We start from the raw sequence: 6,000 nt of genomic DNA on the forward strand, positions 1-6,000 counted from the left end.
AAATGTGCCAAACTTCGGCGTACTATCGCAAATTTGAACAGATCTTACGACAAATTGATTACACCATGTACATCCCGCCATTAACATGCAGGGTTTCGCCGGTGATATAGGCTGCTTCATCAGAAGCCAAGAATACCACAGCTGCGGCAATTTCTTTTGGATCACCCAAACGGGCGGCAGGCACCTGACTCATGATGCCGGCACGTTGATCGTCATTCAGGGCACGGGTCATGTCGGTTTCGATAAAACCGGGAGCAACCGCGTTCACTGTGATACCACGGGATGCCACTTCCCGCGCCAACGATTTGGTAAAACCAACCAGACCGGCCTTGGCGGCAGCATAGTTGACCTGACCGGCATTGCCCATGGTTCCCACCACGGAGCCAATGCTGATGATGCGACCGTGACGTTTCTTCATCATGGCACGCAACACCGGTTTGCTCAGACGGTAAAGCGAGGTCAGATTGGTATCGATGATCTCGTTCCACTCGTCATCTTTCATCCGCATCAACAGGTTGTCACGGGTGATCCCCGCGTTGTTGATCAGGATGTCGATGTCGCCAAAGCGCGCCTTGATGGCGGCGAAGACGGCTTCGATGGATTCCTGGCTGGTCACGTTCAGTGCCATGCCGCAGCCATTGTCGCCCAGATAGGCGCTGATCGCCTCGGCACCGCTCTCGCTGGTCGCCGTACCGACCACTTTCGCGCCACGGGCCACGAATGTTTCGGCAATCGCACGGCCGATGCCACGACTGGCACCGGTCACCAACACAACCTTATCGGTAAAGCTCATCACTTACTCCTGTTTACTTGATCTGGGCCAGCGCCTGCTCGAAAGAGGCGGCATCGTTGGCGTGAATACCTTCCACGCGCTTGTCGATGCGCTTGGCGAGCCCGGTCAACACTTTGCCCGGTCCCATCTCGATCTCGAGGGTAACGCCCTCATGGGCCATCCGCTCGACAGTCTCGGTCCAACGAACCGGGCTGAACAGCTGACGTACCAGCGCTTGCTTGATAGCGGCCGGATCCTGTTCACAGGATACGTCGACATTATTGATGACCGCGATGGTTGGAACCTTGATCTCGATCCCGTCCAGCGCAGCTGCCAGTTTTTCTGCGGCAGGTTTCATCAGCGCGCAGTGAGACGGCACGGAGACCGGCAGCGGCAGCGCACGCTTGGCGCCCGACTCTTTCATCAGCACGTTGGCGCGCTCAACGGCCTCTTTGTGACCGGCGATAACCACCTGGCCCGGGGAGTTGAAGTTGACCGGAGAGACAACCTGCCCTTGTGCCGCTTTTTCGCAGTTGGCGGCGATGGATTCGTTATCAAGGCCGATGATGGCCGCCATGGCGCCGGTGCCTTCCGGTACCGCTTCCTGCATGGCCAGACCACGCAACTCGACCAGTTTGACCGCATCGGCAAAATCGAGTGCGCCGCTGCAAACCAGCGCGGAGTACTCACCCAGGCTGTGACCCGCCATGACAGCAGGGGTTGCCCCACCCAACTGTTGCCACAGGCGCCACAGGGCGACAGAGGCAGTCAGCAGCGCAGGCTGGGTGCGCCAGGTTTTGTTCAGATCTTCAACCGGACCATCCATCACCAGGGCAAACAGGTCATAACCCAGCACCTGACTCGCCTCGGCGAAGGTCTCCTTGATCACGGCATGTTGTTCGGCCAGCTCGGCCAGCATGCCAACGGACTGGGAACCTTGTCCCGGGAAGGCAATGGCAAATTGGGTCATCATTGATTCCTTTTAGATAAGACAAAAATGAAATCGGTGACGAGATGATGGGCGCACCATCCCGCCGAAGATCAGAGGCGAACCAGCGCCGAGCCCCAGGCAAAACCGCCACCAAAGGCTTCCAGCAGTACCAGCTGACCTGGTTTGATCCGGCCATCCCGCACCCCTTCATCGAAGGCGACCGGAACGGAAGCGGCAGAGGTATTGCCGTGCTTGTCGAGGGTCAGCACCACTTTATCGAGGCTCATACCCAGCTTCTTGGCAGTGGCGCTGATGATGCGGAAGTTGGCTTGATGCGGCACAAGCCAATCCAGCTCGCTCGGCTCGATGCCAGCTGCGGCCAACGTCTCGGTCACGATCTCGCTCAGACGGGTGACCGCGACCTTGAAGACATCGTTGCCCTTCATATACATGTAGGCTTCGAGCTCGGCACCCGGCATGCCGCGACGGGGATGAGGCAGCTTGAGCAGCTCGCCATAACGGCCATCGGCATGGAGATGGGTAGAGAGGATGCCCGGCGTCTCGCTGGCACCGACAATCACAGCCCCAGCCCCGTCACCAAACAGGATGATGGTACCGCGATCTTGTGGATCGCACATGCGGGAGAGCACATCGGCCCCGACGACCAGCACATGGCGGGCAGCGCCGGATTTGACGAACTGATCGGCAATGGAGAGTGCGTAGGTGAAACCGGCGCAGGCTGCAGCCACGTCAAAGGCAGGAATGCCCGGAACACCGAGCAGCCCCTGCAGCTCGCAGGCGGCAGCCGGGAAGGCATTTTCAGCACTGGTGGTGGCCAGCACTATCATATCGAGATCGGCAGCGGTCAGACCGGCTGCATCCAGGGCGCGCAGGGCGGCCTGGTAAGAGAGGGTGGCAACGGTCTCGTCAGCACCGGCAATACGGCGCTCACGGATACCGGTGCGTTCCACGATCCACTCATCACTGGTCTCAACCATCTGCTCGAGATCGGCGTTGGTACGCACTGAACTCGGCAGGTAGCTGCCAGTACCCAGAATTTTGCTATGCATAGAGTTCTTATAGATCCCTGTCAGAGAAGACAGCTTCAAGGCGATCTGCTATTTGCAGTGGAAGTTGATGTTTGGCCTCTTGTGCGGCCAGCAGGATCGCATTACACAGAGCGCGCCGTTCGGCCCGCCCATGACTTTTTACCACAATGCCGCGCAATCCTAACAGACTTGCCCCGTTATACTGGTCGGGGTTCAGGTAAGAAAAACGCCGTTTGAACATAAATCCGGCGATCCGGCCAAGAAAAGTGCGTTTCTTGCGGGGATATCCGGCCAGGTGGGCCATCATCCGCACCACCCCTTCTGCCGTCTTGAGGGCGACATTACCGACAAAACCGTCGCAGACGATCACGTCGCTGTCGCCGCTGAAGATGCGATCCCCTTCGACGAACCCGACATAATTGAGCGCGTGGCACTGACGCAACAATTCGGCGCTGTGGCGCACCAGATCGTTGCCCTTGATCTCCTCCTCGCCGATGTTGAGCAAGGCAACACGGGGGGATGCAATGCCTTCTACCTTTTCGGCAACGACAGAGCCCATCACGGCAAACTGCAGCAAGGTATCCGCATCGCAACTGACGTTGGCGCCTAGATCCAGCATCACGGTACGTTTGCCGCTCAATGTCGGCAGCGCCTTGATAAGGGCAGGTCTGTCTACCCCGGGCAGGGATTTGAGCACGCACTTGGCCATCGCCATCAACGCACCGGTATTGCCAGCACTGACGCAAGCATCGGCCTCACCGGCTTTCACCAGATTGAGTACCACCCGCATGGAGGAGTCTTTCAGAGTTCGCAACGCCACGATCGGTTTATCACCCATGCCAACCACCTGGGATGCATGTACGAAACGAACGCGGGGATGATTCAGCAAGCCATGTTGCTGCAGTAAAGAAGAGGTCTGGTGCTGGTCGCCGACCAGAATCAGTTTTAGCTGGGGTAAAAGAGACAGTGCCTGCACGGCGGCAGGCACTGTTTCCGAGGGGCCAATATCTCCCCCCATGATGTCTAGCGCGACAGTTTGCGTAGACAAAGGCAATCCTTAAGCGATTACCTTTTTACCGCGGTAGAAACCATCGGCAGTCACGTGGTGACGACGATGAATTTCGCCACTGGTCTGATCAACAGTCAGGGCAGCGGTGGTCAGCGCATCGTGGGAACGACGCATGCCACGCTTGGCACGGGTTTTACGGTTCTGTTGTACGGCCATTGTAGGCTAACTCCTAAATTCACTTACGTTTAAGCTCTTCAAGAACTGCAAAGGGATTCGGCCGCTCATCAGCAGGTTCGATTTCACCCCAGGTCATCTCCATGTTTCCTCTCGGGCATGCATCCAGAGAATGCATTGCGACTTGAGGCAACGAGAGGATGAGTTCATCCTCCAGGATTTGATGAAGATCTATCTCGCCGTTTTCGTCCAACTCAATGGGCTCATAAGCTTCCGGCAGTTCTTCCTCGTTTGTTCTTTCGAACAGCGGAGTGTAGATAAATTCAGCTTCACAGAGATGTTCGAATGTCTCTCCGCAACGTTGGCAAACCAGGTCAACCTTGGCATGGGCAGTGCCTTTCATAACGGTCAACTTCTGGACATCTTTGCCAAAGTGTAGTGATACATCGATATCACTCTGCAAGCCAGCGGTTGATTCCTCCAGCCTGGGCATCTGCGACTTTTCCACTATCCCGATGTAATCGAGCAGCTTCAAGGCACTACGGACTGGATCAACCTTAACGGGCAACTTCACCTTTTGCATAGGGCGCGAATAATATAGGTCCAACAACTGATAGTCAAAGGAAAAAGTCCTTACCGCCGATGATTTTAACGTCACAAGTCCCTAGAATGCCGGTACTCGCTTTCATCGGTACCTGATTATGCCACAGAATCTGATCCTCGCCTCAACTTCTCGCTATCGCAAAGCCCTGCTGGAGAAGCTCGGCCTCCCCTTTGAATGTGCCGCGCCCGATGTGGATGAACGCCCGCTGGCTGGCGAATCCGCCGAGGCGCTGGTGGCCAGACTGGCTCGTGCCAAGGCTGATGCTGTCGCCCAACATCGTGATCACGGCTTGATCATCGGATCTGATCAGTTGTGTGTCTGCAATAATCACATCCTCGGCAAACCGGGTACCATCGACAATGCCATCGCCCAGCTGATGGCGGCTCAAGGTCGCAGCGTCACCTTCTATACCGGCCTGTGCGTGGTGAATGCCGCTACAGGCAAAGCTCATCAGCTAGTGGAACCTTTCACCGTCCATTTTCGCAACCTCGATGAAGCCGCCATTCGCCGCTATGTAGAGGCTGAATTGCCCCTAGATTGTGCAGGCAGCTTCAAATGTGAAGGGATGGGGATCGTGCTGTTCAAGGGGCTGGAGGGGCGCGATCCTAACGCCTTGATCGGTCTGCCGCTGATCGGCCTGATCGAGCTGCTGGAGCGCCACGGTATTTCCCTGCCCTGATTGCGGACGAATAGATAAGCTAGATCGAGGATATAAAAAGCCCGATCAATAGACCGGGCTTTTTATATCAATCTGTCCCGTCCTGAATATGGTTTACACCTTTCCCCCCAATAAATGGAGAACCCGATGGGACAAGGTGTGAAACGGACGCAGCGCGATTACTCGCTGACTTTTAAACTGGCACTGGTCGAGCAGATTGAAAAAGGCGAGCTCACCTACAAACAGGCTCAGGTGCGTTATGGCATTCAGGGCCGCTCCACCGTTCTGGTATGGTTGCGTAAACATGGTCGGCAAGATTGGAGCCAAGGGGCTTCTGTGCGTGCCGGCAGGAGCATCACCATGCCTGACCCCGACAACCTGACGCCCGAACAGCGCATCAAGGAACTCGAGCAACAGCTGGCGCTGATGAGCCAGAAGGCCCAGTTCTTTGAGGCCGTCGTCGATGTACTGAAAAATGACTACGGCGTCTCCATCGTAAAAAAGCGACCCGGCAAGTCCTCTCGCAGCGGCAAGTCGAGAGGCTGACCATTGTCAGGGCTTGCCTGTTTCTGGGGATAAGCCGGCAGGCTTACTACAAGCGCAATCGGGTCGCCGACGAGCGCCATGCACAAGGATTGCAGGTGGTGCGCTTCTTGCGTCAGGTTCGACTGCGACAACCGCGGGTGGGCACGCGCAAGCTGCATTATCTGCTGCAGGGTCAGGATGATGACGGGCTCAAGGTCGGGCGAGGCAGGCTGTTTCGGATATTGACCGAGCACCGCCTGCTGGTGTCACCCAGACGG

Annotated in this window: 7 protein-coding genes and 1 pseudogene; 2 read left to right on the top strand and 6 right to left on the bottom strand. The window is 56.8% G+C overall.

Going from position 1 to position 6,000, the window contains the following annotated elements:
* Window positions 1-58: 58 nt before the first annotated feature.
* The 6 genes from fabG to yceD form a co-directional block, all read right to left on the bottom strand.
* A complete protein-coding gene (fabG, locus tag ACB040_RS15090; RefSeq protein ID WP_005351850.1) occupies window positions 59-793 on the bottom strand; it encodes a 3-oxoacyl-ACP reductase FabG in 735 nt (244 codons plus the stop codon).
* A gap of 13 nt (window positions 794-806) precedes the next feature.
* Window positions 807-1,742 carry an ACP S-malonyltransferase gene (fabD, locus tag ACB040_RS15095; protein WP_371155419.1) on the bottom strand — a complete coding sequence of 312 codons (936 nt, stop codon included), beginning with the start codon at window positions 1,740-1,742 and terminating at the stop codon, window positions 807-809.
* 71 nt (window positions 1,743-1,813) lie between these two features.
* Window positions 1,814-2,773: a beta-ketoacyl-ACP synthase III gene (locus ACB040_RS15100; RefSeq protein ID WP_040065495.1), complete on the bottom strand. Its 960-nt coding sequence runs from the start codon at window positions 2,771-2,773 to the stop codon at window positions 1,814-1,816.
* Window positions 2,774-2,780: 7 nt separating this feature from the next.
* A complete protein-coding gene (gene plsX, locus ACB040_RS15105; RefSeq protein WP_139441370.1) occupies window positions 2,781-3,800 on the bottom strand; it encodes a phosphate acyltransferase PlsX in 1,020 nt (339 codons plus the stop codon).
* Between the two features lie 9 nt (window positions 3,801-3,809).
* Entirely contained in the window at window positions 3,810-3,977 is a 168-nt protein-coding gene (gene rpmF / locus ACB040_RS15110; RefSeq protein ID WP_005300935.1) for a 50S ribosomal protein L32, read from the bottom strand.
* 19 nt (window positions 3,978-3,996) lie between these two features.
* Window positions 3,997-4,518 (bottom strand): 23S rRNA accumulation protein YceD, encoded by a 522-nt coding sequence (yceD, locus tag ACB040_RS15115; RefSeq protein WP_013723766.1) that lies wholly within the window; start codon window positions 4,516-4,518, stop codon window positions 3,997-3,999.
* Between the two features lie 118 nt (window positions 4,519-4,636).
* Here yceD and ACB040_RS15120 point away from each other — a divergent pair, with 118 nt between their 5' ends.
* Both ACB040_RS15120 and ACB040_RS15125 read left to right on the top strand, forming a co-directional pair.
* The gene (locus ACB040_RS15120) at window positions 4,637-5,218 is read left to right on the top strand and encodes a nucleoside triphosphate pyrophosphatase (RefSeq protein ID WP_371155415.1); all 582 of its coding nucleotides are present in this window, start codon (window positions 4,637-4,639) and stop codon (window positions 5,216-5,218) included.
* Window positions 5,219-5,344: 126 nt separating this feature from the next.
* Window positions 5,345-6,000: pseudogene (locus ACB040_RS15125) on the top strand (IS3 family transposase); the annotation flags it as partial.

It is taken from the genome of Aeromonas sp. S11(2024) (assembly GCF_041402345.1).
GTDB classification, from domain to species: Bacteria; Pseudomonadota; Gammaproteobacteria; order Enterobacterales; family Aeromonadaceae; genus Aeromonas; species Aeromonas veronii.